The organism is Nocardioides sp. Root140, from assembly GCF_001426745.1.
Lineage (GTDB): Bacteria > Actinomycetota > Actinomycetes > Propionibacteriales > Nocardioidaceae > Nocardioides.
The window spans coordinates 1497903-1520408 of record NZ_LMFI01000010.1 but is presented as its reverse complement, the minus strand read 5'-3'; the positions used below and the strand labels follow the sequence as shown (position 1 = coordinate 1520408).

Annotated in this window: 20 protein-coding genes, 2 tRNA genes and 1 pseudogene; 7 read left to right on the top strand and 16 right to left on the bottom strand. The window is 69.0% G+C overall.

Annotation, left to right across the window (positions count from 1 at the left end; translation table 11 throughout):
• Genes ASD30_RS17615 through pknB form a run of 4 tightly spaced genes read left to right on the top strand, consistent with a single transcriptional unit; the run spans position 1 to position 6284 of the window.
• Positions 1–1626 (top strand): PP2C family protein-serine/threonine phosphatase, encoded by a 1626-nt coding sequence (locus tag ASD30_RS17615; RefSeq protein WP_082563918.1) that lies wholly within the window; start codon positions 1–3, stop codon positions 1624–1626.
• Positions 1627–1637: 11 nt separating this feature from the next.
• Complete coding sequence (locus tag ASD30_RS17610) at positions 1638–3020, top strand: FtsW/RodA/SpoVE family cell cycle protein (RefSeq protein ID WP_056684254.1); 1383 nt, start codon at positions 1638–1640, stop codon at positions 3018–3020.
• Positions 3017–4492, top strand: coding sequence for a peptidoglycan D,D-transpeptidase FtsI family protein (locus tag ASD30_RS17605; protein WP_056684251.1), 1476 nt, complete (start codon positions 3017–3019; stop codon positions 4490–4492). The genes ASD30_RS17610 and ASD30_RS17605 overlap by 4 nt, the downstream gene beginning before the upstream one ends.
• 28 nt (positions 4493–4520) lie before the next feature.
• Positions 4521–6284, top strand: coding sequence for a Stk1 family PASTA domain-containing Ser/Thr kinase (gene pknB, locus ASD30_RS17600; RefSeq protein ID WP_056684248.1), 1764 nt, complete (start codon positions 4521–4523; stop codon positions 6282–6284).
• 10 nt (positions 6285–6294) lie between these two features.
• On the opposite strand, the gene ASD30_RS17595 is transcribed toward pknB, so the two are convergent.
• Positions 6295–7044, bottom strand: coding sequence for a DUF881 domain-containing protein (locus ASD30_RS17595; protein ID WP_082563917.1), 750 nt, complete (start codon positions 7042–7044; stop codon positions 6295–6297).
• A 69-nt stretch (positions 7045–7113) separates the two neighbouring features.
• Here ASD30_RS17595 and ASD30_RS17590 point away from each other — a divergent pair, with 69 nt between their 5' ends.
• Positions 7114–7608 carry a cell division protein CrgA gene (locus ASD30_RS17590; RefSeq protein WP_056684245.1) on the top strand — a complete coding sequence of 165 codons (495 nt, stop codon included), beginning with the start codon at positions 7114–7116 and terminating at the stop codon, positions 7606–7608.
• Between the two features lie 570 nt (positions 7609–8178).
• On the opposite strand, the gene ASD30_RS17585 is transcribed toward ASD30_RS17590, so the two are convergent.
• Positions 8179–9018, bottom strand: a complete 840-nt coding sequence (locus ASD30_RS17585; protein ID WP_235532614.1) for a rhomboid family intramembrane serine protease — start codon at positions 9016–9018, stop codon at positions 8179–8181.
• 101 nt (positions 9019–9119) lie between these two features.
• Positions 9120–9635: a peptidylprolyl isomerase gene (locus tag ASD30_RS17580; protein WP_056684237.1), complete on the bottom strand. Its 516-nt coding sequence runs from the start codon at positions 9633–9635 to the stop codon at positions 9120–9122.
• Positions 9636–9780: 145 nt separating this feature from the next.
• Here ASD30_RS17580 and ASD30_RS17575 point away from each other — a divergent pair, with 145 nt between their 5' ends.
• Positions 9781–10722 (top strand): sunset domain-containing protein, encoded by a 942-nt coding sequence (locus ASD30_RS17575; RefSeq protein ID WP_056684234.1) that lies wholly within the window; start codon positions 9781–9783, stop codon positions 10720–10722.
• A gap of 20 nt (positions 10723–10742) precedes the next feature.
• Here ASD30_RS17575 and ASD30_RS17570 read toward each other — a convergent pair whose 3' ends face one another.
• The 5 genes from ASD30_RS17570 to ASD30_RS17550 form a co-directional block, all read right to left on the bottom strand.
• The gene (locus tag ASD30_RS17570; protein WP_235529988.1) at positions 10743–11093 is read right to left on the bottom strand and encodes a DUF3817 domain-containing protein; all 351 of its coding nucleotides are present in this window, start codon (positions 11091–11093) and stop codon (positions 10743–10745) included.
• Entirely contained in the window at positions 11090–11866 is a 777-nt protein-coding gene (locus tag ASD30_RS17565; RefSeq protein WP_162250997.1) for an SURF1 family protein, read from the bottom strand. Before ASD30_RS17565 ends, ASD30_RS17570 begins: the two co-directional genes overlap by 4 nt.
• 161 nt (positions 11867–12027) lie before the next feature.
• Positions 12028–12333: a hypothetical protein gene (locus ASD30_RS17560; protein WP_056684229.1), complete on the bottom strand. Its 306-nt coding sequence runs from the start codon at positions 12331–12333 to the stop codon at positions 12028–12030.
• Positions 12334–12379: 46 nt separating this feature from the next.
• Complete coding sequence (locus ASD30_RS17555) at positions 12380–13411, bottom strand: hypothetical protein (RefSeq protein WP_056684225.1); 1032 nt, start codon at positions 13409–13411, stop codon at positions 12380–12382.
• A gap of 50 nt (positions 13412–13461) precedes the next feature.
• Entirely contained in the window at positions 13462–14019 is a 558-nt protein-coding gene (locus ASD30_RS17550; RefSeq protein WP_056684222.1) for a TetR/AcrR family transcriptional regulator, read from the bottom strand.
• A gap of 87 nt (positions 14020–14106) precedes the next feature.
• Here ASD30_RS17550 and ASD30_RS17545 point away from each other — a divergent pair, with 87 nt between their 5' ends.
• Entirely contained in the window at positions 14107–14499 is a 393-nt protein-coding gene (locus ASD30_RS17545) for a nuclear transport factor 2 family protein (RefSeq protein WP_056684219.1), read from the top strand.
• On the opposite strand, the gene ASD30_RS17540 is transcribed toward ASD30_RS17545, so the two are convergent.
• The 8 genes and pseudogenes from ASD30_RS17540 to gyrB form a co-directional block, all read right to left on the bottom strand.
• Positions 14488–15864 (bottom strand): Ig-like domain-containing protein, encoded by a 1377-nt coding sequence (locus tag ASD30_RS17540; RefSeq protein ID WP_268788296.1) that lies wholly within the window; start codon positions 15862–15864, stop codon positions 14488–14490. The two genes, ASD30_RS17545 and ASD30_RS17540, sit on opposite strands and share 12 nt — an antisense overlap.
• A pseudogene (locus tag ASD30_RS27985) lies at positions 15824–16186 on the bottom strand (Ig-like domain-containing protein); the annotation flags it as partial. The pseudogene ASD30_RS27985 and the gene ASD30_RS17540, both read right to left, overlap by 41 nt.
• A 147-nt stretch (positions 16187–16333) precedes the next feature.
• Positions 16334–16406: transfer RNA gene (locus tag ASD30_RS17535), tRNA-Ala, on the bottom strand.
• 39 nt (positions 16407–16445) lie between these two features.
• The gene (locus ASD30_RS27600; protein WP_235530147.1) at positions 16446–16571 is read right to left on the bottom strand and encodes a DLW-39 family protein; all 126 of its coding nucleotides are present in this window, start codon (positions 16569–16571) and stop codon (positions 16446–16448) included.
• Between the two features lie 38 nt (positions 16572–16609).
• A tRNA-Ile gene (locus ASD30_RS17530) sits at positions 16610–16683 on the bottom strand.
• A 129-nt stretch (positions 16684–16812) separates the two neighbouring features.
• Positions 16813–17325: a DUF3566 domain-containing protein gene (locus tag ASD30_RS17525; RefSeq protein WP_056684212.1), complete on the bottom strand. Its 513-nt coding sequence runs from the start codon at positions 17323–17325 to the stop codon at positions 16813–16815.
• A complete protein-coding gene (gyrA, locus tag ASD30_RS17520; RefSeq protein ID WP_056684209.1) occupies positions 17325–20060 on the bottom strand; it encodes a DNA gyrase subunit A in 2736 nt (911 codons plus the stop codon). The genes ASD30_RS17525 and gyrA overlap by 1 nt, the downstream gene beginning before the upstream one ends.
• A gap of 57 nt (positions 20061–20117) precedes the next feature.
• Entirely contained in the window at positions 20118–22265 is a 2148-nt protein-coding gene (gyrB, locus tag ASD30_RS17515; RefSeq protein WP_082563914.1) for a DNA topoisomerase (ATP-hydrolyzing) subunit B, read from the bottom strand.
• Positions 22266–22506: the final 241 nt, after the last annotated feature.

Below are 22506 nucleotides of genomic sequence, written 5' to 3'. Positions count from 1 at the left end.
ATGGGCGACGAGACGACCACGGAGACCGGGGCCACCGCGGAGTTGGTGCTGCGTTTCGCCGCGCTCTCCGACGTGGGCCGGGTCCGCAAGGACAACCAGGACTCCGGCTATGCCGGACCCTGGGTGCTGACCGTGTGTGACGGTGTCGGTGGCGCCGCACGTGGCGACATCGCGTCCGCGACCGCCGTACAACAGCTCCGCAAGCTCGACGAGCGTCCCGGCGACGACATGCTCGGCCTGGTCGCCGGTGCCCTGCACCGGGCCCACGACCGCATCAGCGAGCTGGTCGAGCAGGACCCCAGCATCAACGGCACGAGTACGACGGCCACGGTCGCACTCTTCGACGGCAACCGGGTGGCGATCGGCCACGTCGGTGACAGCCGCGCCTACCTCTACCGCGAGGGTGCGCTGAGCCAGCTGACCAAGGACCACACGTTCGTCCAGTCGCTGATCGACGAGGGCCGCATCACCGAGGAGGAGTCGCGGGTCCACCCGCACCGCAACCTCATCCTCAAGGCCGTCGACGGGATACACGAGACCGAGCCCGACCTCTTCTTCGTCGACCTGGCGCCCGGCGACCGGCTGTTCCTGTGCAGTGACGGCGCGTGCGGCGTGCTCGACGACAGCCACCTCGCCGACATCCTCTCCACCGGCACCCCCGACTACGCCGTCGTCGAGCTGGTCCGCGCCAGCCTCGAGGCGGGCAGCAGCGACAACGTGACCTGCCTGGTCGCCGACGTCGTCGAGCCCGATGCGACCGGTGAGGGCGCCGGCCCGACCAAGGCCGAGATCGACGACCAGGTGCCGCTGCTCGTCGGTGCCGCCGCCGACCTGCCCCGGCGTGCCACCCGCGGCACGGCCGGCAGCCTGTTCCGCGGCCACCGCTCCGGCGACACCGGCGAGCTCGAGCCGGTCCCGGCCGAGATCCCGGTCGACGCGCCCGGCCACGCCATCCCCAACGACCCGATCGACCCCGAGCTGGCCCGCTACGCACCACGGCCCCCTCGTCGCTTCGCATGGCTCAAGCGCCTGGGCGTGCTCGCGATCCTGGTCGGCCTGCTGTGGGCGGCCGCCGGCGCGGCGTACGCCTGGACCCAGCGCCAGTACTACGTCGGCGAGCACGACGGTCACGTCACGATCTTCCGCGGGGTCGACGCCAGCCTGCCCGGCCTCGAGATGAACCGGCCCTACGAGGAGTCCGACATCTCGCTCGACCGGCTGCGCGACATCGACGCACGGGCCGTGCGCGAGGGCATCGACTCCGACAGCCTCGACGACGCGCGTCGCACCCTGGAGAACCTCGGCGAGGCGCAGACAGACTGCCCGTCGGACGAGTCCACCGAGCCGTCGCCCGACCCGACCAAGACGCCGAAGTCGACGCCGCCGAGCGGTGAAGGCGGCACCCAGGGCGGCACCGGCGGCGCAGTCTCCGACCCCAGTGACACCAGCTCGGCCACGAGCACCGGCACGTTCCGCTCCGGTGGCGGCCCGGCCGAGGAGAACGCCATCCTCGACACGGCCAGGCTCAACGCGGCCACGACGTCCCCGCTCGACACCGTCGTCGAGCTGTCCAGCCGGGTCGGCGCCACCAGCGGTTCGGCGGCCCCGGCCGCGGACTGCGACTGAGGCGGTTGCCGATGACGCAGCAGAACAGCTTCCTGGGGTTCGTGCACCGGCGCCGCCGGGGCGCGGAGCTCTTCCTGCTCATCCTCGCGCTCTTCGTGGGCATCGGTGCGTACGCCGCCGTCGGCCTCGGCGTCGAAGGTGAGGTGCCCGCCGACATCATCGGGTACGGCGGCTGGCTGGCCGCTCTGACCATCGCCTGCCACGTGGTGGTCCGGCTGACCGCGCCGTACGCCGACCCGGTGCTGCTGCCGGTCGTGGCCGCCCTGAACGGCCTCGGCCTGGCCGTGATCCACCGCCTCGACCTCGCCGACGGCACGACCTTCGCCCGCCAGCAGCTGGTCTGGATGACGATCGGAGTCAGCCTGTTCGCGCTGACCCTGATCTTCCTGCGCGACCACCGCGTGCTCCAGCGCTTCACCTACACCAGCGGCCTCGCCGCGATCGTGCTGCTCCTGATGCCGATGCTCCCGTTCATCGGCGTGCAGAAGAACGGCGCCCGCATCTGGATCAACCTCGGCCCCGTCGGCATGCAGCCCGGCGAGGTGGCCAAGGTGCTGCTGGTCGTCGCGTTCGCCGGCTACCTCGTGCTCCACCGCGACGCGCTGGCGCTGGCCGGTCGCCGCCTCGTGTTCGTCGACCTGCCCCGCGGCCGCGACCTCGGCCCGATCCTGATGATGTGGCTGCTCAGCCTCTGCATCCTCGTCTTCCAGCGCGACCTCGGCTCCTCGCTGCTGTTCTTCGGCATCTTCCTGACCATGCTCTACGTCGCCACCGAGCGACCGGGCTGGCTGGTCGTCGGCGCCAGCATGTTCCTGGCCGGTGCGTTCCTCGGCTACAAGGCGTTCAGCCACGTGCAGGTGCGCGTCGACGCCTGGCTGCACCCCTTCGACGACTTCTACGGCTCCGGCAACCAGATCGGGGAGTCGCTCTTCGGCATGGCCTGGGGCGGGTTGCTCGGGCGAGGCTTCGGCCAGGGCAGTCCGTCACGCATCCCGTTCGCCGAGTCCGACTTCATCATGGGCGCGATCGGCGAAGAGCTCGGACTGACCGGTGTGATGGCGGTGATCGTGCTCTACGGCCTGATCGTCGAGCGCGGCCTGCGCGCCGCCCTGGTCTGCCGCGACGCGTTCGGCAAGCTGATGGCCTGCGGCCTGGCCTGCGTGCTGGCCCTCCAGGTCTTCGTGGTCATCGGCGGGGTCACCCGCCTCATCCCGCTGACCGGCCTGACCACCCCGTTCCTGTCGTACGGCGGCTCGTCGCTGGTCGCGAACTGGGTGATCATCGCCCTGCTGCTGCGCATCTCCGACCAGGCCCGTCGCCCGGTGCCCGACCTCTCGCAGGACAGCGACGAGACCAGTGACGCCGAGACCACCCAGGTGGTGAGCCTGCGATGAACAAGCCGATCCGCACCATGGCCATGTTCTGCATGCTGCTGTTCCTGGGGCTGCTGGCCAACGTCACCTATCTCCAGTACGTCGCGGCCGGCGACCTCAACGACGCCTCCAAGCACCCCGAGAACCGGCGGGTCATCGAGGCCGCGTTCTCGCGTGAGCGCGGGGCGATCCTGGTCGGGCGCAACGCGATCGCGGAGTCCAAGGAGTCCGACGACAAGTACGACTTCCAGCGCACCTACAGCAACCCGTTCATGTATGCCCACGTGACCGGCTGGTTCTCGTTCTACTCCCAGTCGGGCATCGAGAACACCCAGAACTCCGTGCTCTCCGGAGACGACTCGCGCCTGTTCGTCTCGCGCCTGGTCGACCTGGTCAACAACGCCTCCCCCAAGGGCGGCACCGTCGAGCTCACCCTCGACCCCGACGCCCAGAAGGCCGCGTTCGACGGACTGTTCCAGAACCCCGAGCTCGGCAACGACGTGCAGGGTGCGGTGGTCGCCCTCGAGCCGTCCACCGGCAAGATCCTGGCGATGGTCTCGGCCCCGACGTTCAACCCGAACAAGCTGGCCTCCCACGACCTCGAGAGTGTCGAGGTTGAGGACAAGAAGCTCAACGACCGTGCCGACGAGCCCAAGCTCAACCGTGCGATCAGCACCACGTTGCCGCCCGGCTCGACGTTCAAGCTGGTCACCGCGGCCGCCGCGCTCGAGACCGGCGACTACGACGCCGACTCGATGGTCCCGGGCGGGCCGTCGTACCGCCTGCCCGGCACGAACACCAGCATCGGCAACGGCGGTCGCGCGTGTGGCACCGACAAGATCTCGATGACCCAGGCGCTCGAGCAGTCGTGCAACACGACGTTCCTGGCGCTGGCCAACGAGCTCGGCCAGGACAAGCTGCGCCGCCAGGCCGAGGCGTTCGGCTTCAACGACACCTCGCTCGAGGACCTCAAGGGCCAGGCCCAGAGCGTCTTCCCGACCGAGGAGATCTCCGACGACTTCCTCGCGAAGTCCGGCATCGGCCAGCAGGACGTCCGGGCGACGCCGCTGCAGATGGCGATGGTCGTCTCCGGCATCGTCAACGACGGGGTCGTGATGCGGCCCTACCTCGTCGACGAGGTGCGCTCGCCCGATCTCGACGTGCTCGACAAGACGTCGACCGAGGAGCTGTCCGAGGCCGTGGGCTCCGACAGCGCCAACGAGCTCCGCAAGATGATGGTCGCGGTCGTGGAGAACGGCACCGCCGGTGTCGCGGCGATCCCCGACGCCGAAGTCGGCGCCAAGACCGGTACGGCGGAGAACTGCAGCGCCTGCAACGACTACGCCTGGTTCGTCTCCTATGCCAAGAAGGACGGCAAGGACGTCGCCGTGGCAGTCATGCTGCAGAAGGTGCAGCTCAGCAACGCAGAGATCGCCGGCGGCAAGCTTGCCGGGCCGATCGCCAAGTCGGTCATGGAAGCAGTGATCGACTGATGACCCCCTCGGACAGGAAGAAGGGCACATGACGAACGAGGAGCCGATGATGGTCGGCGGCCGCTACGAGCTCGGCGAGTTGCTCGGGCGTGGCGGCATGGCTGAGGTGCGCAAGGGCACCGACTCCCGCCTCGGACGCGTGGTGGCGGTCAAGCGACTGCGCACCGACCTCGCCAGCGACGCCACCTTCCAGGCCCGGTTCCGCCGCGAGGCGCAGTCGTCGGCCTCGCTGAACCACCCGGCCATCGTCGCGGTCTACGACACCGGCGAGGAGATGTCCGACGACGGCGTCGCCCAGCCCTACATCGTCATGGAGTACGTCGCCGGCCGCACCCTGCGCGACATCCTCCGCGAGGGCCGCAAGATCCTTCCCGAGCGGGCCCTGGAGATCACCTCCGGCGTGCTCTCGGCGCTGGACTACAGCCACCGCGCGGGCATCATCCACCGCGACATCAAGCCGGCCAACGTGATGCTCACGCCCGGCGGAGACGTGAAGGTGATGGACTTCGGCATCGCCCGTGCGGTGTCCGACGCGTCGTCCACGATGACCCAGACCGCCGCCGTCGTCGGCACCGCCCAGTACCTCTCCCCCGAGCAGGCCCGCGGCGAGACCGTCGACTCGCGCTCCGACGTCTACTCCACCGGCTGCCTGCTCTACGAGCTCCTCACCGGCCGCCCGCCGTTCGTCGGCGAGTCTCCGGTCGCGGTGGCCTACCAGCACGTCCGCGAGCCCGCGCAGCCTCCGTCGACCCACGACACCGAGCTCACCCCCGAGGTCGACGCGATCGTGATGAAGGCGCTGGCCAAGCGCCTCGAGGACCGCTACCAGTCCGCGGCCGCGATGCGCTCCGACATCGAGCGCTACCTGGCCGGCCGTCCCGTCCAGGCGCCGTCGGTGGCGGCCGCCGCAGCGGCCCCTGTTGCCGGCGCCACCACCGTGCTCCCGGCCGCCGGCCCCCGACCCGGTACGTCGACCGCCGCGGCCCCCGTGCGCGAGGACGAGGATCCGCCCAAGCGCACCGGCCTGTGGATCCTGCTCGGAGTGCTCCTGCTGGCGCTGGTCGCCGCAGGGATCTGGATGTACAACAACAACAGTGACGACCCGGTCGAGCAGGTCGCCGTGCCCGACGTGGCCGGCATGACCCAGGCCCGCGCTGTGCAGGCCCTCAAGGCCGAGGAGCTCGTGCCTGTCATCGAGGAGGCCGCCCACGACACCGTCGCGGAGGGCAAGGTCATCGACACCGACCCCGAGGGTGGCACGGACGTCGACCCGGGCAGCGAGGTGACCGTGACGGTCTCCACGGGCAAGCCGGACCTGCAGGTGCCCACCGTGCTGGGCCTGACCCGGGCGGAGGCCGAGGAGAAGCTGACCACCGCTGGCTTCAAGGTGACCTTCCAGGAGCGCGACACCGACGAGCCCAAGAACCAGGTCGTCGACCAGACCCCCGCCGCCGACACCAAGGTGAGCTACGGCAGCGCGGTCACGGTCTTCGTCTCCGACGGCCCCGAGGAGGTCCCCTACGTCGTGGGCAAGACTCGCGAGGAGGCCACCAAGGCCCTCGAGGACGCCGGCTTCAAGGTGTACGTCGACGAGACCGACGAGGAGTCCGACGCCAAGCCGGGCGAGGTGGTCGACCAGAGCACCGCGAAGGGCGACACCGCCGACCAGGGCACCGAGATCCGGATCACCGTCTCCACCTACGAGGCGCCGAGCGAGACACCCACGGCGAGCGAGACACCGACGACGACGGAGCTGCCGACGGGCCTCCCGACCGACGAGACGACTCCCTGACGGGGGTTGGTCAGGAGGTCAGTGGCTGGGCGTACTCCAGGCCGCGCAGGCCGTCGTACGCCGGCACCGTGATGCCCTGCTCGTCCTGGACCTCCCAGCCGAGCTGGAAGCGATCGTCCTCGACGTACTGGCGGTAGACGTTGACTCGGTAGTCGCCGTCGATGCTCGCCTGCATGGCCTCGGGGTCACCGACCGCGGTGATCACGTAGGGCTGCGGGTAGGGGATGCCCTGCAGCTCCACGGAGTTGCCGGCGCACTTGATGCCGGTCGTGGAGATGATGCGCTGGCCCTGGATCATGATGCCCCGGGCGCCGGCCCGCCACATCGCGTTCACGACCGCCTGGATGTCCTGCTGGTGCACCACCAGGTCGTTGACGTTGTCGACGTCGTCGCGCAGCTCGTCGGGCCCGTCGGAGAGCGTCACCGTGAGGCCGTCGCCGTGGACCGCGCTGAACCCGGCCGGTCCTTCCAGGCGCCTGGCCCCGGCCCGGGTGCGACGTACCTGGTCGTCGTCGACGCGCGCGGAGAGCCGCTCGACGTCGTCGTTGAGGGAGCGGGCCTTGTCCTGGAGCTGTTCGTACTGGCGACTCTCGCTGCGCACCAGTGAGGGCAGGTCCTCGACCCGCCCCGGACGCAGGTCGGTGCCGCCGCTGCTGGTCGCGCTGACCACGAAGAGCGCGCCGGCGGCCGCGAACACGGCAGGGGTGCTCAGCCGCCAGGCGACGCGTTTGGCACGGTGCTCGTGGGTCGGCGGGGTCATGGCGACTACGCTAACCCGGTGCGCCCGGGAGTCCAGACGCACCCGGTGAAACATGCAGAGGAGAAGTCGGTGTCGAAGTCCAAAGACAAGCACGAGCTCATTGATCCGGATGCGGTCAAGGGACCCATCTTTTCAGTGAGGCTCCTGCTGTCCGTGCTGCTGATCGCCGCGGGCATCGCGTACGTCGTGATCTGGACGCTCTACGTCCGCGACCTGCGCGACTTCGACCAGGCGTTCCCGAAGCCGAAGGGCGGCGAGCCCGACACGTTGATCCCCAGCATGGACAAGCTCAAGGACTGGAACTGGGCCGTCGGGTTCGGCCTGATCTTCATCGGCCTGATCGCCGCGGCGCACCCCAAGACCCCGCTGGGCCGCGGCCGCGGAGTCGTGGTCGGCATGCTCGGCTGCTTCCTGATCGGCCTGATCTGGATCTGCACCTTCTACGTCTTCGCCGACCGCCCCGAGGGCGAGATCTGGCTGCTCGGCGACCTCGGCCAGCTCAACCTGGCCGTCGGCATCGGCTTCATGGCCGTCGGATTCACCTTCGCCACCCGCTGGGAATGACCAGCAGCTCAACCACACGACAGGGCCGGTACTCCACCGGCCCTGTTGGCATTTCAGGCCGCTGACCTGCGGAATCACACGCCTGTAAGTTCTCCACAGGAGTTATCCACAGTGTGCATAACTCGTCTCGGTGGCGGTGAGGGTGGGTGGGCGGAGCCCTGTTCTCGGTGCACAGCCTTGCAGCCAGTTTGATGCGAGCGGCACGGTGCACAAGCTGGCGCACGCCGAGCATGGAGGGGCTCGAAGTACGCCGTACGCCCGTGGTTGTTCACTTCGACCTACAGTTCACGCCGCAGGTGCGTCCGCAGAGCGTGATCTTGGCACTGCCGCGGCTGAACTGTATGCCCAGGTGAACATCCCTGGTCTTCGGCGACCGGTCCATGCCCACGTGAACGCGCCGAGGCGTGGCGGAATGGGGAGCCGCGGGCGGCGTCGAGGGGCTTGGCCGCGGCGCCGGCAGCGGTGGTCGGGCACAAGGAGCGGCCCCCGAGCGACGCGACCCCGCAGCGCCCGCGGTTCCCCCGCGCAGCCGCGGCCCCGTCGGATCTCCCCAGGCCGAGCGCCGCGGAATTAGACGAGGACGGAGGTGCGGGCGGCGATGATGCCGAGCACGGCGACCAGGACCAACCCGACGCCGAGCGCCTGCCAGAGCGGCCGGCGGTTCTTCGGCGCGTAGGCCAGGACCGCGGCGAGCGCGGCACCGCCGAGGAACCCACCGAGGTGGCCCTGCCAGGAGATGTTGGCGCCGGAGAAGGTGATGAAGACGTTGAGGCCGATCCAGACCAGCAGCTGGCTGACGTTGCCGCCGGCCTTGAGGCCGACCACGAGCAGGGCACCCATCAGGCCGAAGATCGCACCGGAGGCGCCGAGGGTCTGGCTGCCGGTGTCGCTGAGCCAGTAGACCGCCGCGGACCCGGCCAGTCCGGAGACCAGGTAGACGGCCAGGAAGCGGGTCCGGCCGACGAGTCGCTCGAGCTCGGGGCCGAGGAACCACAGCGCGAGGAGGTTGAAGGCGATGTGCAGGATGTCGACGTGCGAGAACATGCTGGTGACCAGCTGCCACGCGTCGCCGCCCGCGACGCCGCCCGCCCACTCGGTCGCCTGCCCGGAACGGTTGGCCGTCTCGCACGCGTATTCCGAATCGAGCCCGGGGTAGTACGACCCTGGCTGGTCGGGGGCCAGGCACCTGCCCAGCGGGGTCAGGGCCAGTCGCGCCACCCATTCGCTGTCGTGACCGCCGGTGGCCCGGATCAGCAGGAAGACCAGGGCGTTGAGCCCGATCAGCACCATCGAGGTCAGCCCGGGGTTCCCCGACTGCGAGCCGCCGTACGGCGTACGCCCGCTGCGGGTCTCCTTGGATCCCCGGTGCACGCACTCGGGGCACTGGAAGCCGACCGATGCCGGGATCATGCAGTCCGGGCAGATCGGGCGCTCGCAGCGCTGACACTTGATGTACGCCTCCCTCCCCGTGTGCCGGTAGCACACGGGGACGGAGGACTCAGGCGGTGTGCTCAGGGCCGGACGACCTCGACGCTGTTGATCACGACGTCTTCGGTCGGGCGGTCCATGCGACCGGTCGGCGCGGTCGCGATGGCGTCCACGACCTTGCGGGACTCCTCGTCGGCGACCTCACCGAAGATCGTGTGCTTGTTGTTCAGGTGCGGGGTCTGGCCCACCGTGATGAAGAACTGCGAGCCGTTGGTGCCCGGGCCGGCGTTGGCCATGGCGAGCAGGTAGGGCTTGTTGAACTGCAGCTCGGGGTGGAACTCGTCCTTGAACTGGTAGCCGGGGCCACCGATGCCCTGGCCGAGCGGGCAACCGCCCTGGATCATGAAGCCGTTGATGACCCGGTGGAAGATCAGGCCGTCGTAGAACTTCTCGCCGGAGCGTCCGGCGTCGTCCTTGTACTCCTTGGTGCCCTCGGCGAGGCCGACGAAGTTCTCGACGGTCTCGGGGGCGTGGTTCGGGAACAGGTTGATGGTGATGTCACCCTTGTTCGTCTTCAGGGTGGCCTGCAGGTCAGCCATGACTGCCTTTCGTCGAGTGGTGTTCGGGACGATCTTCGCAGGCCCGGACAAGCCGGGGAAACAGCAGGTGCCGGACGCGCGGTTGGTTGCTGCCCACCTTTGGTGTTGGATCGAAGACAACGAACCGAAACGGGAGGCATTCACGATGGGCAAGCGCCACAAGAACACCCTGCTCGAGTCCGCAGCCGAGGCCGCCGAGAATCTCCGGCCCCACCTCGAGTCCGCTGTCGACACCGCCAAGGAGGCGGTCGAGAACGCCCGTGACCGGGCCCTGCCCCTCCTGGAGGACGCCCGCGACAAGGCGGCGCCGATCATTGCCGAGGGGCGGGCGCTCGCTGCCGAACGAGCACACGAGGCACGTGAGAAGGCCGGCCCGCTGCTCGCCGAGGGCCGGGCGCTGGCCGCCGAACGAGCACACGAGGCACGTGAGAAGGCCGCTCCGCTGCTCGCCGAGGGCCGGGCGCTGGCCACCGAACGGGCCCTGGCCGGACGCGACGCGACCGTGGCCAAGGTGAACGAGCTGCGCGGCATCGAGCCCGAGCCCAAGGGCGGCAAGCTGAAGAAGCTGCTCTTCTTCGGCGTCCTCGTCGCTCTGGGCGGCGTGCTGGTCAAGAAGCTGCGTGGCACCCAGGGCCCCGGCGACAACTGGCAGTCCACCTACACCCCCGCACCCGCACCGAGCGCGGCCAAGCCCACGGAGAAGCCGGGTGCACCGGCCGAGCGGGCCGAGGACGACCAGGCCGCCGCGACTCCCGACGAGGCCATCTCCGACGCCGTGGAGTCCCCGCACCCCGACACGACGCCGGACGACCCGGCCGAGGTGGTCGACCTGAAGGCGTTCGCCGACACACCGGCTCCCGCCGATGTTCCCGCCGAGGGGCCGTACGGCGCGGGCTCGGCCGCCCCGCTCGAGGACGGCGCGGGACCCGACGACTCGTTCACCGTCAAGGGGAACGCCGACTCGATGCTGTACCACACGCCGGAGTCACCCTCCTACGCGCGCACCAAGGCGGAGGTGTGGTTCACGGACGCCGAGACCGCGGCGGCCGCGGGCTTCAAGGCCTGGAACCACAAGCAGCAGCACTGATCACCGCGTGGGGGTCCGGGTCAGGCGTCGAGCGCCTCGGCCCGGGCCCCTTCTTCGCGCACCCGCCGCGTTGCCCGGTGCTCGGCCCAGAAGCTGAGCACCGGGATCGTGCCGCAGATCAGCGTGACGACGGTGAACGGCAGCTCCCACCGCTCCCGGCGGGCCAGCAGGAACGCGGTCACCAGGAAGATCATGTAGAGCCAGCCGTGGGCGACGCCGAGGTACGTCGTGATCCATTCGCCCAGGTGCTGCAGGTCGGTGCCGTCCTCGAAGAGGTACTTCAGCGGCACGCCGATCAGGATGAGGACAATCAGCAGGACACCGACGATGGTGGCCATCACGCGATAGCGGGTCAGGGCTGGGTTCTTCACGCGGCCGACCCTAACCGCTCGGTCTCGTCCTTCACCCAGCGCCACCAGATGAAGCCGGCGAACAGGCCGAAGACCCACCACTCGATGGCGTAGAGCAGGTTGCGCAGGGCCGTCGTACGCCCGACCTCGGGGAGCTGGTCCAGGCTGGCCGCGGAGAGTCCGTCGGTGCCGTCGTTGATCGCCGTGTCGCCGTGCGGCCAGTCCCCGTCGGCGACCTCGTCAGCCACCACGGCGTAGGCGCCGTACAGGTCCTGGTCGACGTGCTGGAGCGCGTCGGCGAGCCGCACCTGCGGCAGCACGTCGTCGTTCGGGTCGTCGTCGACCGCGCCGGTGCCCTCGGCCGGCTGGAGGAGCGCGACGAACCCGGTCTCGCCGGTCGGTGCCGGCGGCGCGTCCTCGACCTCGTCGGTCCAGCCGCGTACGACGAGCAGGGCGGCGCCGTCCTGGCCGTCGATGGCCACTGGGGTCATCACCCAGTAGCCGTCGTGGCCGTCGTGCTCCCGGCCGCTGACGTAGAGCGTCGCGTCGGGCACCCACGTGCCGCGTACGACGACGGGCTGGCCGACCTTGCGGCCCGGGAAGGCAGCGTCGGGCCCGATCACGTCGGTCAGCTGCTCGGGCTCGACCCGGGTCAGGTCACGCGCTTCGGCGGCGCGGTGCGCCTGCCAGGCGTTGAGCTGCCAGACGCCGAGCGCGCCGGCGATGGCCACGAGCACCAGGGCCAGGAGGTGGAATCCCCAATAGCGTGGAGCAAGGAGGGGACTGGCGGGCACGCCCCAACTGTACGGAGCGTGACCACGGTCGCCCGCTTCGGGATCATCGACGGACGCCGTCGTGCCTTCCAACGGGCACAACGGCCGGATTTGGCCCGATTCCGAGGGTGAGAGCGTCGTTGTGCCCGTTCTTCGGCACGCCCAGGTTGCTCCAGGTTGCTTCAGCCGAAGAGGGAGACCAGGAGCAGGCATCCGAGGGAGGCGAGGGCCCAACCCGCGGAGGCACCCAGGAAGACTGAGGTGGCCACCGCGCGACGTCGCAGGATCAACGCGACCAGGAACAGCAGGACGGTCACGTCAAACGTGAACCTGACCTTGTCGCCGAGGCCGGAGGCAAGCGCGAAGACGGTCCCCACCAGGGCCCCGGCCACCGCACCGTAGGCCAGCCAGTGTCGGATCGGGGTGGCGAACCGGAGCCGCCGCTCGTGTCTCTCCTCCGGCGGGTTCGGCTGGTCGATCCGGGACATTCGGTGGATTCTCCTGGGCTGGGTCGGGCGAACGGACGACGCGCCGTCAGAGACCGGTCGGCTCGTCGAGCGGCACCAGCTCGTTGCACACGGCGAACGGCAGGTGGTCGCCGAGGACAAGGTTCGCAGCCGCCACCGGATTGCGCACCTTCCAGCCGACCCGCCCGGTCGAGGGGTCGCCCACCGGCATGCCCTTGAACGCGTCGTCCCACGTGATGGTGCCGGTCTCGGGCCAGAGGTCCATCAGGTCGGCACGGTCGTGCAGGTCGGTGCGGTCGACGTCCATCCGCGCGGTCGCCACCTCGTCGGAGAACGTCACGGAGAACGCGCCGAGGGGCAGCAGGTCACTGACGTCGTACCTGTTGCTGAGCTCGTCCTGGTCCTCGAAGTCGGCGTCCGGGCCGAGCGCATCGTTGACGGGGATGCAGCCCTTGCGGAGGTACGTCGACTCGGCGGCATCGTCGTCGAGCAGCTCCGGCAGCGACGGTTCCGCGGCCCAGACCGGGTCGCCTTCGTCGGCGATGCCTGAGACCAGCAGGTGCTGGTCGGCCAGCACCGTGGCGTCCTCGAGCGGTGCGACGTCGTCCTTCACGGCCCTGCTCACCTCGGACATGTCCTGGTCTGGCCGGAAGCCGAGCACGTAGCCGGAGCCCTCCGGCCCGGTGAAGCGCGCCTCCCAGTCGACGTCGTCCTGGGTGAAGCCGTGGTCGAGCCACAGCCGGGAGTGCTCCTCGCGCAGCAGGCCGGCGGTCAGCATCACGCTCTCGCGATCGGCCTGTTCCCAGAACGCCGTACGGTCGGTCATCAGCGAGTCGCTGGTCAGGTCGTCGACGCCGAACCGGGCCCGGATCTCGTCGTAGTCGGTGATCGTCAGGATCTCCGCCTCGGCCGGAACGAGCGCGAGCACCAGGCGCGGGTCACTCACTGCCTGGTGCTCAGGGGGCTGCAGCTCCTCGGGCACCGTCGTCGGGAGCGTGGTCGGCTCGGCCTTCTCGCGCTTCGGCCGGTCGTCCCCACCGCAGCCGCTGGCCAACGACGCGACGAGCAGGAGTGAGGCAACCAGCCGAGTCGGTGTCACGCCGGGATCGTACCCGGGACCGGACGTGGAAGACCGAGCCCGGCGCGCACTCAGCCGATGAGGCGGGCGGCGAGGTCGCGGGCGGCGCGGGCTGGGTGCGGGTTGCCCCGGGTGGAGCCCATCACGAGCGTTCCCTCGATCAGCAGGTGCAGCTGCTCGGCGGCCCGACCCGGGTCGTCGTGACCCAGCGCGGTGAGCTCCGTGACGAGTAGTGCGCGCAGGCGTTGCCGGAAGGCGTCGGTCTCGGCATGGGCCGGGTGCTGGGGGTCGGTCAGCGCCAGATCGGTCGCGAAGTAGCGGCAACCGCGGAAGTCGGCGTTGGCGACGAGCTCGTCCAGGCGGTCGAAGAGTCCGAGCAGCCGGGTGCGCGGCTCCTCAGCACCGGCCAGCGCCTCTTCGTACCACGCGATGTCCTGCTCGGAAGCCCGACGGATGACCGCCTCGATCAGGCCGTCCTTGCCGCCGAAGTGCTCGTAGAGCGACCTGCGGGCGACGTTGGCCTGCTTCAGCAGGGCGTCGACGCCGACCGAGGCGCCCTGGGAGTAGAAGAGATCCTGCCCGGCCTCGAGGAGTCGCTCCCTGGGTCCGGGTGCCTTGTCGGCGCTCATCTGTGGATCCGAATCCTTCCCTTGACGGTAGAACGATCAGTCTATACCTTCGGAAATAGACCAATCGATCTACTTCTGGAGGATGAGATGAGCACTGCACCTGACACCCGCGACACCGCCGAGACCGTGGCGCTGTTCAACGAGGCGTTCCGCACCGGCAACACCCGGGCGATGGCCGACCTGGTCCACGACGACTGTCTGATGGTCTCGGCCCAGCCGGCACCCGACGGCACGGCGTACGTCGGGAAGGACGCGTGCGTCGCGTTCTGGGCCGAGCTGATGGACGACGAGTCCACGACGTTCGAGGTCGAGCACGTGTTCGCGGACGGGGAATGGGCGACCGTGCGCTGGCGCTACCGGTTCGGTCCCAGCGACGCGGAGTCGGTCCTGGGCGTGAACGTGACTCGGATCAGTGACGGTCGGGTCATCGAGCAGCTCGGCTACACCAAGACCCCGGGCAGCCTGCCGCTACCCGAGTGAGCCTCGACTGCGCATCAAGACTCCGCCTCCCACGACCAGAGCCAGTCCGAGCCAGAGCAGACCCAGTGGCGGACCGCCGGTGTCGGGCAGGCCGGCCTCGTCGGCTCCCGATGCCGGGCCCTTCACCGTCGTCGTCCCATCGGGGGTGGTGGGCGCGGGGTTGGTGTCGGCCGGCGCGACTCGAAGCCTGACCAGCTGGGGCGCCGACGTCATGGCCGCGTTGCTGGCGGTGTAGGTGAAGGAGTCGGAGCCGACGTAGCCAGGCGTCGGTGTGTAGGTGAAGCCGCCGCCGGGGCTCAGGGTGAGGTTCCCGTGGCGCGGCTCGACGTCGACCGCTGCGGACAGCCCGGCGAGAGCACGCGGGGCAAGAGCGATTCGACGCGTGCTCGGTGCCGGAGCACCCGTGTCCGGGTCGGAGTCGTTGCCCAGCACTCCGTCACGGTCGGAGACGGTCAAGGTCTCCCCGGCCGTGGCGTCGTACCCGTCGGCGCGCGTGACCGGTGCGTCCGGTGACGGGCCCACCTCGATGGTGGCGAGGCCGTTCGCCTCCAGGCCGTCGGGATCGGTCACGGTGTAGTGGAACTCATCGGGGCCGAAGTGGTCGGCCGCGGGCGTGTAGGTGAAGGAGCCATCTGCCTCGAGGGTGAGAGAGCCGCCCTTACCGGTGCTGATCGCGGTTCCGATGCCGGCATCCTCACCGTCGACCTCGCTGACCGTGAGGGTGTCTCCGTCGGGATCGCTGTCGTTGGTCAGGACGTTGCCCGTGGTCGGAACGTCCTCGACCGTGGTGATGGGGTCATCGGTGGCGACGGGGGCGAGGGAGTCCTCGCCGTTGAAGTTCGCGTCGGGCGTGTAGGTGAAGGACCCATCGGCATTGAGCACGACCGTCCCGTGCGTCGGGCCGCCCACGAGCGCAGCAGTGAGGCCGTCACCCTCGGGGTCCGTGTCGTTGGTCAGGACGTTCCCGGTCGTGGGGACCTCCTCGTCGCCGGTGACCGAGTCATCGACGGCGGTGGGCGCCCGGTTGGCTGTATCCACGGTGATGGTTGCCCGGCCTTCGTCACACAGGGACGGAGTGTCGTCGTCGCACACGTTGTAGAGGAACGTGTCGGTGCCCTGGAAACCGAGGTTCGGTGTGTAGGTGAAATCTCCGTTGCGCCAGAGGATGATGGTTCCGTTCACCGGAGCACTCCAGAGGGCGGCGTTGAGCCCATCGCCCTCCAGGTCGATGTCGTTGGTGAGGACGTTGCCATTCGCCGATCCCCCCTCCACGGTGGCGGTGTCGTCGTTCGCCACCGGGGCGTCGTTGAGGGAGGGAGTCCTCGCCGTTGAAGTTCGCGTCGGGCGTGTAGGTGAAGGACCCATCGGCATTGAGCACGACCGTCCCGTGCGTCGGGCCGCCCACGAGCGCGGCAGTGAGGCCGTCACCCTCGGGGTCCGTGTCGTTGCTCAGGACGTTCCCGGTCGTGGGGACGTCCTCGTCGCCGGTGACCGAGTCATCGGTCGCGACCGGGCCGGCATTCACGACGCTCGCCCGATGCAACGGAGCACCCGCGGCCGGGCCGGCGAACACACCCGCGGACCCGGAGGCCAACGCGACGGCCAGGGCGGCGACCAGCACGCGGCGACGGAGCCACTCTCGGTGCTGACGGACAGGTGCAGGGCGAGCGGGCAGGGTGCCAGTCATGAGTGCTCCTCGAGTGCAGTCGATCAGCACGCTAGCGACATCCGGGCCTGCGCACCCTCGGAATGCAAAAAGTTGTGTCGCCCAACGACGTCGGCCGAGTCCACCCGAAATGCCAGAAACCGCAGGCTGGCCTGCGGTTTCAGTGAGTGGAGCCTAGGGGACTCGAACCCCTAACCCCCTGCTTGCAAAGCAGGTGCGCTACCAATTGCGCCAAGGCCCCGGACGACCGGGCCGGTCGGGGCCGGAACGGTCGGGTGGGTCAGTTCTTCGAGACGTCGTCGGTCGCGGCGGCCCAGAGAGCCTGCTCGTTCTTCGACTCGTCGAGCTTCTTCTTCGCGAAGACGGCGCCGGCGGCGGCCAGCAGGACAAGGATGATCTTCTTCATGGGAGTGCTCCCCTTCGTTGCGACGTGGGATCTTTGGGTGGGCCTAAGAGGACTTGAACCTCTGACCTCTTCCTTATCAGGGAAGCGCTCTAACCGTCTGAGCTATAGGCCCGTGCTGCTTCGGTCGACCAAGGCCAACCGACGGGGAAGATTACCCCACCGGCTGGGCGGCGTACAAAACGGGGCGATCCTGGTCTCGATACGGTCGCTGCGCGACCTACTCGACCGACGAGGGCGAGGGTCAGCGCTCGTCCTCGGCGAGGGTCAGTTCGACCCCGCCGAGCAGGGCCGCGGCCATGTTGTAGAGGAACGCACCGAGGGTCGCCATCGCGGTGAGGAGTACGACGTCGATCACCGCGACCAGCATCGTGAAGCCGAGGACCCGCGACATGCCGAGGTAGTCCTGGACGTCGAAGCTCGTGCTGTCTTCGCCGATGACTGTCTCGACCATCTGGTTGACCGAGTCCCAGATGCCCGCCATGCCCAGCACACCCCACACGATCGTCACCGCGACAATAGTGACGATGCCGAACGCGACCGAGAGCAGGAAGGCCGTCTTCATCACCGACCAAGGGTCGATGCGGGTGAGCCGCAGGCGCGCCCGACGCGGACGGCGACCGCCCGACGTCTTGGCCGCGCGCTCGGCTGCCTTGGGCGACTCAGGGTTCGCGCTGGCCCGCATCTCGTCGGCCGCCGAAGAGATGGCGGTGCTGATGCGGGCGCCCAAGGTGGCCGGTTTCTGGCTCTCGGCCATCAGTCATCACTCTCCTCGGAGGCGGGGTCTGCCTCGGCGGGGTCGGTGTCCGTGGGGGTTTCCACGGAAGCGTCGGCCTCGATTGTTGCACCCTCGACCACGGAATCCGACTCGTCGGCGAGCTCCTCCTCCTCGCGAGCCTCGACCGAGCGGGCCACCACGGCCACCTCGTCGCCCTTCTTCGGGGTGACGAACTTGACCCCCATCGTCGAGCGTCCGGTCGACCGGAAGTTCTCGTTGATCGGGCTGCGGACGACCTGACCGGAGTTGGTGATCGAGAGGACCTCGTCGCCCTCCTCCACGATGAACGCGCCGACCAGGCCGCCGCGGTCCTCGTTGGCCAGTGACATCGCCTTGATGCCGATGCCGCCACGGGACTGCAGGCGGTACTCGGTGATCCGGGTGCGCTTGGCGAACCCGGCGGCGGTGATGGTGAAGACGTACTGCGGGTGGACGCCGAAGTAGGCGCCCGGTGCGGCAGCCTCGGCCTCGGCGGCCTCCACCGCTTCGGCGCCGGCGGCACCGTCAGCGTCGAGACCGGCCTCGGACTCCGCCTCGACCTGCGCGGCGCGGATCACCGACATCGAGAGCACGGAGTCGCCGTCACGGAACTTCATGCCCGAGACGCCGGAGGTGGCGCGACCCATCGGCCGCAGCTGCGAGTCGTCGGCCGGGAAGCGGATCGCCTGGCCCTTGCGGGAGACCAGCAGGATGTGGTCCTCGCTGTTGACCAGCTCGGCACCGATCAGCTCGTCGTCGTCCTCGCGGAAGTTGATCGCGATGACGCCGGCCTGGCGCGGGCTGTTGTAGTCGCCCAGGCGGGTCTTCTTGACCAGGCCGTTGCGGGTCGCCAGCACGAGGTACGGCGCCTGCTCGTAGTCACGGATCGCCAGCACCTGCGCGATCGACTCGTCGGGCTGGAAGCTGAGCAGCCCGGCCACGTGACCGCCCTTGGCGTCACGCGACGCCTCGGGCAGGTTGTAGGCCTTGGTGCGGTAGACCCGACCGGCCGTCGTGAAGAACAGCAGCCAGTGGTGGTTGGTGGTCGAGATGAAGTGGTCGACCACGTCGTCGCCGCGCAGGGTCGCGCCACGCACACCCTTGCCGCCGCGCTTCTGCGTGCGGTACTGGTGGCGCAGGGTGCGCTTCGCGTAGCCGCCACGGGTGATCGAGACGACCAGCTCCTCATCGGGGATGAGGTCCTCCATCGACAGGTCGCCGTCCGCCGCGATGATCTGCGAGCGACGCGCGGTGCCGTACTTCTCGACGATCTCGGCGAGCTCCTCGGAGATGATCCGGCGCTGCCGGGCCTCGTCGGCGAGGATGTCCTCGAGGTCGGCGATCTCGAGCTCGAGTTCGGCCAACCGGTCGAGGATCTTCTGGCGCTCGAGGGCGGCCAGACGACGCAGCTGCATGTCGAGGATGGCCTGCGCCTGGATCTCGTCGATCTCGAGCAGCGCGATCAGCCCGGCGCGAGCCTCGTCGACGTCGGGGGAGCGGCGGATCAGCGCGATGACCTCGTCGAGGGCGTCGAGCGCCTTGCCGAGACCGCGGTAGATGTGGGCGGCCTCTTCGGCCTTGCGCAGGCGGTACTTGGTGCGCCGCTGGATGACCTCGACCTGGTGGGTGACCCAGTTGCTGATGAACTGGTCGATGCTCAGCGTGCGCGGCACGCCGTCGACCAGGGCCAGCATGTTGGCGCTGAAGTTGGTCTGCAGCTCGGTGTGCTTGAGCAGGTTGTTGAGCACGACGCGGGCCACCGCGTCGCGACGGAGCACGACGACGAGGCTCTGGCCGGTGCGCGAGGACGTGTCGTCACGTACGTCGGAGATGCCCTGGACCTTGCCGGAGTCGGCCAACTCGGCGATCTTCAGCGCCAGGTTGTCCGGGTTGACCATGTAGGGGAGTTCCTTGATCACCAGGCAGGTGCGGCCCTTGGCGTCCTCGTCGATCTCGATGACCGCGCGCTGGGTGACCGAGCCGCGACCGGTGCGGTAGGCCTGCTCGATGCCCTGGCGCCCGACGATCAGCGCGCCGTTGGGGAAGTCGGGGCCCTTGATGCGCTCGAGGAGGGCCTCCTGGAGTTCCTCACGCGTGGCGTCGGGGTGCTCGAGCGCCCACGTCGCGCCGTCGGCCACCTCGACCAGGTTGTGCGGCGGGATGCTGGTGGCCATGCCGACCGCGATGCCGGCCGAGCCGTTGACCAGCAGGTTGGGGAACCGGCTGGGCAGGATGGTCGGCTCGGAGGAGCGGCCGTCGTAGTTCGGCTGGAAGTCGACGGTCTCCTCGTCGATGTCGCGGACCATCTCCATGGCCAGCGGCGCCATCTTGCACTCGGTGTAACGCATGGCGGCCGCGGGGTCGTTGCCCGGCGAGCCGAAGTTGCCCTGGCCGAGGATCAGCGGCGCCCGCATCACCCACGGCTGCGCGAGACGCACCAAGGTGTCGTAGATCGCGGTGTCGCCGTGCGGGTGGTACTGACCCATGACGTCACCGACGACGCGCGAGCACTTGCTGAAGCCCCGGTCGGGACGGTAGCCGCCGTCGTACATCGCATAGAGCACGCGACGGTGCACCGGCTTGAGACCGTCGCGTACGTCGGGCAGGGCTCGCCCGACGATGACCGCCATCGCGTAGTCGATGTAGGAGCGCTGCATGGAGGTCTGCAGCTCGATCGGCTGGATGCGACCGTTGTCGTTGCCGCCGCCGTGGGTGCCCGTGGGTGTCTCGGTCATGACTGTCTCTTGTCTCTCTCGTCGCTTCTACCCGAATCTAGGAACTGTGTTAGAGATCTAGATATCGAGGAATCGGACGTCCTTGGCGTTGCGCTGGATGAACGACCGACGTTGTTCGACGTCCTCGCCCATCAGGATCGAGAAGATCTCGTCGGCCTGCGCAGCGTCGTCGAGCGTGACCTGCAGCATCAGGCGCTGGTCGGGGTTCATCGTGGTCTCCCACAGCTCGTCGGCATTCATCTCACCGAGACCCTTGTAGCGCTGGACCGGGTTCTCCTTGGGCAGCTTCTTGCCAGCCGCGAGACCGTCCTTCATCAACGCGTCGCGCTCGGAGTCGGAGTAGACGAACTCGTGCTCGGCCGGCTTGTTCCACCGCAGCCGGTAGAGCGGCGGCTGGGCCATGTAGACGTAGCCGTGCTCGATCAGGGGCTTCATGAACCGGAACAGCAGGGTCAGCAGCAGGGTGTTGATGTGGTGGCCGTCGACATCGGCGTCGGCCATCAGCACGACCTTGTGGTAGCGCAGCTTGTCGAGGTTGAACTCCTCCTGGAGGATTCCCGTGCCGAGTGCCGAGATGATCGCCTGGACTTCCTGGTTGGCCAGCACCTTGTCGATGCGGGCCTTCTCGACGTTGAGGATCTTTCCGCGGATCGGCAGGATCGCCTGGATGCGCGGGTCGCGGCCCTGCTTGGCCGAACCGCCGGCCGAGTCACCCTCGACGATGAAGACCTCGCACTCGGCGGGGTTGGTCGACTGGCAGTCGGCGAGCTTGCCGGGGAGTCCACCGCCACCGAGCAGGCCCTTGCGGCCACGGGCCAGGTCGCGCGCCTTGCGGGCCGCGATGCGTGCCGATGCCGCGGCCTGCGACTTGCGGACGATGTCGCGCCCCTCGGCCGGGTTCTGCTCGAGCCAGGCACCGAGCTCTTCGTTGACGGTGCGCTGAACGAAGCCCTTGGCCTCGGTGTTGCCGAGCTTGGTCTTGGTCTGGCCCTCGAACTGCGGCTCGCCCATCTTGATCGAGATGATCGCGGTCAGGCCCTCTCGGATGTCGTCACCCGAGACCCGGTCCTCGCGCTTCTTGATCAGGCCCCACTCCTCGCCCCAGTGGTTGACCAGGCTGGTCAGTGCCGAGCGGAAGCCCTCTTCGTGGGTGCCGCCCTCGTGGGTGTTGATCGCGTTGGCGAAGGTGTGCACCGACTCGGTGTAGGAGGTGTTCCACTGCATCGCCATCTCGAGCGACATGTGGTTCGTGGCGTTCTCCGGGCTCTCGGCCTCGAACGCGATGATCGTGGGGTTCGCCTTGTCCTTGCGACGGTTGAGGTGCTCGACGTAGTCGACGAGGCCGCGGTCGTACTTGAAGACCTGCTCGATGCCGCCGCCCTCGTGGCGCTTGATCGCGTCGGCCCCGGCCTGGTCGATGTCGTTGCTGATCGTGTCGTCGGCAACCGCGTCGGCGACGTCGTCGGCCGAGGGACGCTCGTCGCGGATCACGATCTCGAGGCCCTTGTTGAGGAAGGCCATCTCGCGGATGCGGTGGGTGATCGTCTCGAGGGAGTACTGCGTGGTCTCGAAGATCTCCTCGGAGGCGTAGTAGGTCACCGTGGTGCCGGTGCCCTCGCCCTCCTTGAGCTTGCGGACCTCGAACAGGTCGGCGTCGGGGACACCGAGCTGGAAGCTCTGCTCCCACAGGCTGCCGCGGTTCTTGACGTGGAGCACGAGGCGGGTCGACAGCGCGTTGACCACCGAGACGCCGACGCCGTGCAGGCCACCGGACACCTTGTAGCCGCCGCCGCCGAACTTGCCGCCCGCGTGGAGCATGGTCAGTGCCATCGTGGCGGCCGGCAGCTCCTGGCCGGGCGCGGTGTCGGTGGGGATGCCGCGGCCGTCGTCCTCGACGCGGACGCCGCCGTCGGCCTGCAGCGTGAGCACGATGCGGGTGCAGTAGCCGGCCAGGGACTCGTCGACCGCGTTGTCCACGATCTCCCAGATCAGGTGGTGCAGGCCGCGTTCACCGGTCGAGCCGATGTACATGCCCGGGCGCTTGCGCACCGCCTCGAGGCCTTCGAGCACGGTGATCGCCGAGGCGTCGTACGTCGTGCCCTCGTCGGGTGCCGTGTTGACTGCGTCGTGGGAAACGGTGCGGGCCCCCGAGTCCGGCGGGATGGTTGCCTCAGTGGTCTCGACGACCTCGTCGTTGTCCGGCACGCGTACCTCTTCTGTTCGTCCTCGACATGCAGAAGGTCGCTGCTTCTGTGAGCGTGCGACCCAACCGTCATATTACCCGCCGGAAGCCGGGAATCCACGGCGTGACCCCTGGAATCGGGGGATCTGTGGATGAAATTGCCCATTTCCCGGCTCTGCAGGGCGGCGCGGACGCGTTGGCAGGGGGTCGGCTGGGTCCCCATACGTACGGCGACCCCGCAGATCGGCATTTCGGCGCGGGCGG

What these genes read in the sequence shown, in the direction of transcription:
- ASD30_RS17615 (WP_082563918.1), top strand. Translation starts at nt 1, where the DNA reads ATGGGCGACGAGACGACCACGGAGACCGGGGCCACCGCGGAGTTGGTG.
- ASD30_RS17610 (WP_056684254.1), top strand. Translation starts at nt 1,638, where the DNA reads ATGACGCAGCAGAACAGCTTCCTGGGGTTCGTGCACCGGCGCCGCCGG.
- ASD30_RS17605 (WP_056684251.1), top strand. Translation starts at nt 3,017, where the DNA reads ATGAACAAGCCGATCCGCACCATGGCCATGTTCTGCATGCTGCTGTTC.
- pknB (WP_056684248.1), top strand. Translation starts at nt 4,521, where the DNA reads ATGACGAACGAGGAGCCGATGATGGTCGGCGGCCGCTACGAGCTCGGC.
- ASD30_RS17595 (WP_082563917.1), bottom strand. Translation starts at nt 7,044, where the DNA reads ATGACCCCGCCGACCCACGAGCACCGTGCCAAACGCGTCGCCTGGCGG.
- ASD30_RS17585 (WP_235532614.1), bottom strand. Translation starts at nt 9,018, where the DNA reads ATGATCCCGGCATCGGTCGGCTTCCAGTGCCCCGAGTGCGTGCACCGG.
- ASD30_RS17580 (WP_056684237.1), bottom strand. Translation starts at nt 9,635, where the DNA reads ATGGCTGACCTGCAGGCCACCCTGAAGACGAACAAGGGTGACATCACC.
- ASD30_RS17575 (WP_056684234.1), top strand. Translation starts at nt 9,781, where the DNA reads ATGGGCAAGCGCCACAAGAACACCCTGCTCGAGTCCGCAGCCGAGGCC.
- ASD30_RS17560 (WP_056684229.1), bottom strand. Translation starts at nt 12,333, where the DNA reads ATGTCCCGGATCGACCAGCCGAACCCGCCGGAGGAGAGACACGAGCGG.
- ASD30_RS17550 (WP_056684222.1), bottom strand. Translation starts at nt 14,019, where the DNA reads ATGAGCGCCGACAAGGCACCCGGACCCAGGGAGCGACTCCTCGAGGCC.
- ASD30_RS17545 (WP_056684219.1), top strand. Translation starts at nt 14,107, where the DNA reads ATGAGCACTGCACCTGACACCCGCGACACCGCCGAGACCGTGGCGCTG.
- ASD30_RS17540 (WP_268788296.1), bottom strand. Translation starts at nt 15,864, where the DNA reads ATGGGTCCTTCACCTACACGCCCGACGCGAACTTCAACGGCGAGGACT.
- ASD30_RS27600 (WP_235530147.1), bottom strand. Translation starts at nt 16,571, where the DNA reads ATGAAGAAGATCATCCTTGTCCTGCTGGCCGCCGCCGGCGCCGTCTTC.
- ASD30_RS17525 (WP_056684212.1), bottom strand. Translation starts at nt 17,325, where the DNA reads ATGGCCGAGAGCCAGAAACCGGCCACCTTGGGCGCCCGCATCAGCACC.
- gyrA (WP_056684209.1), bottom strand. Translation starts at nt 20,060, where the DNA reads ATGACCGAGACACCCACGGGCACCCACGGCGGCGGCAACGACAACGGT.